We start from the raw sequence: 2501 nt of genomic DNA, 5'->3' as shown, positions 1-2501 counted from the left end.
AGGGCAGGTGTCGCACAAGCCTCGGGGGAGGAAACCGCGAAGAACGCCAACGTTGGTGTTCAGGGCGCAAACGCTATGGGGATTTGGGCAGCAGCTTGACGACCAAAGCCCGCAATCGAGCAGCGCCAGTGTGCCATTGTGTGTGGATGGGGACTGGTGCAACTGCGATGGCGCCCCTTTCGCCAGGCACAGCATGCTTTCTGGACCGCCATTTCCAGCGCCGGGCACGCACCAACCCCGTCGACGGGCCCAAGCACATCGACATCCAAGACAAGTGCTGGTTCAGGGGACTGTTCATGATGGAGGTGGTGCCCGAATGGCCTGCCCGCGCATCCAACTGTGCACGATGGCCATCGCCTGGCCGCAGTGCCGACAGACAAAGACTGGTGGCGCTGCGCTGGAGGGCCTATCGGCTTGCTCGTCGCTGCGGGGTGGAGTGGCGGCTTGGTCAGGAGCGACCTCCAACAACTGGCGCGCCAGCGCAAGGCATTCCCTGCGGTGGCCATTGGCCAGCAAGCCATAGTGGCGGATGCGGTGGAAACCACCAGGCAGCACATGCAGCAGGAATCGGCGCATGAACTCCTGGGGCGCCAGCGTCATGGTCTTGTGGCGCGTGCTCCCCTTTGCCCGGTAGTCCTTCCATTTGAAACTCACTCCGCTCTCATCCATCGCAATGAGTCGGCTATTGGAGATAGCCACCCGGTGCGTGTAGCGTGACAGGTAGGCCAGCACCGCCTGGGGGCCAGCGAACGGCCGCTTGGCGTAGACAACCCACTCGCATTGGCGCATCGGTGCCAGCCACTGGCTGAAGCAGGCACCATCAGCCAATGCCGCCAGTTCGCCGAAGAACCTCAACCGACCCGCCTGGTGCAGGCGCAGCAGCTCTTCGATAAAGCGCCGTCGCAGCAGCCTGGACAGTACGCGCACCGGCAGGAAGAACCCCACTGAGCAGGCCACCCAGGACTTGCCGTCAGGGGCCAGCCCGCCGCCTGGCACGATCCCATGCACATGCGGGTGATGCGTCAGCGCCGAACCCCAGGTGTGCAGCACCAGCGTAGCGCCAATGCGTGCCCCCAGATGCTTGCGGTCAGCAGCGATGGTCTGCAGTACCTCGGCGGCGACATCAAACAACAACCCATAGAGTTCGGCCTTGTTCTGGTACGCCAGATCGGCAATGGGCGCGGGCAGCGTGAAGACCACGTGGTAATACTCCACGGGCAGCAGATCGGCCTGGCGGGCATCGAGCCAGCGCTTGGCTGCAGCGCTTTGGCACCTGGGGCAGTGGCGGTTGCGGCAGGAGTTGTAGGAGACCAGCTCGGTGGCGCAGCCATCGCAGCGCAAGACATGTCCACCCAGTGCCGCTGTGCGGCACTGCTCAATGGCCGACATGACCTTGAGTTGAGACAGACTCAAGTGGCCGCGCTGGCTGTCACGCCAGGCAGCACCGTGCTGGTGGAAGATGTCGGCGACCTCCAGAGAGGGCCGCTGCACGCGCGCACCGTCAGGCCGGTGGCATGGGCTCCAGCGGGCCGATCACCTCGCGCAGCAGGTCGGTCGCTACGTGAGCGTAGATCGATGTGGTCTCCAGCTTCTTGTGCCCCAGCAGCACCTGAATCACGCGGATATCGACCTTGCGCTCCAGCAGGTGCGTGGCAAAGCTGTGGCGCAAGGTGTGGGTTGTGACGCGCTTGTGGATCCCTGCGGCCTGGGCCGCAGCATGAACGGCGCGGTTAAGCTGGCGAATCGAGAGGGGTTCCAAGGGCGTCATGCCTGGGAACAGCCAACCACCGGGCAGCATCTTGCCCTGGGCATGAGCGAGGTGCCACCAAGAGCGCAGGCGCTGCAGCAAGACAGGGCTGAGCATGGCGTAGCGGTCCTTGGCGCCCTTGCCTTGCTCCACGCGCAGCGTCATGCGCTGGCTGTCCACATCGGTGACCCTCAGACTGACGACCTCGCTGGCGCGAAGGCCTGCACCATAGGCGACCGACAGGGCCACCTGGTGCTTGATGGTGCGGGCCGCAGCCAGAAGACGCGCGACTTCCTCGCAGCTGAGAACCACAGGCAAGGTGCGAGGCAGCTTCACGGGCTGCATCTTGGCCATCAGCTCGATGCGCCCCAGCGTGATGTCAAAGAAGAACTTCAGCCCGGTGAGCGTGGCGTTGAGCGTCATGGGGGACGAGCCCGTGTCCACCAGATGGAGTTGGAAATTGCGCAGGTCTTCCACCGTGGCCGCGTCGGGCGAGCGCTTGAGATAGGCCGCCAGTTTGCGCACGGCACGGATATAGGCTTCTTGCGTGCGAGGCTCCAGCTTGCGCATTCGCATGTCCTCAAGCATGCGTTGGCGCAGTGGCGAGAGGGGTTGGCTCGAAGGGGAAGAGATCATGATCGCGCTCCTGTCGAAGAAAGAGGCCGATTGCCTCGCTCGCCAACATAGACAGGGGCGCGATGTGTAGTTACTGTCAGGGCCTTCGCGGCGGGCTACCGCGCGAGCGGTTTAGTCC

General features: G+C 64.1%; 2 protein-coding genes. Both read right to left on the bottom strand.

Going from position 1 to position 2501, the window contains the following annotated elements; genetic code table 11:
* Positions 1 to 294: 294 nt before the first annotated feature.
* Positions 295 to 1491, bottom strand: coding sequence for an IS91 family transposase (locus ACYZGB_RS22670; RefSeq protein WP_462391236.1), 1197 nt, complete (start codon positions 1489 to 1491; stop codon positions 295 to 297).
* A 10-nt stretch (positions 1492 to 1501) separates the two neighbouring features.
* Positions 1502 to 2383 carry a tyrosine-type recombinase/integrase gene (locus ACYZGB_RS22665; protein ID WP_462391234.1) on the bottom strand — a complete coding sequence of 294 codons (882 nt, stop codon included), beginning with the start codon at positions 2381 to 2383 and terminating at the stop codon, positions 1502 to 1504.
* Between the last annotated feature and the right edge of the window lie 118 nt (positions 2384 to 2501).

This window comes from Acidovorax sp. Q11 (assembly GCF_054950075.1).
The sequence above is the reverse complement of the archived record's forward strand: the minus strand, read 5'-3'. Positions and strand labels throughout refer to the sequence as shown.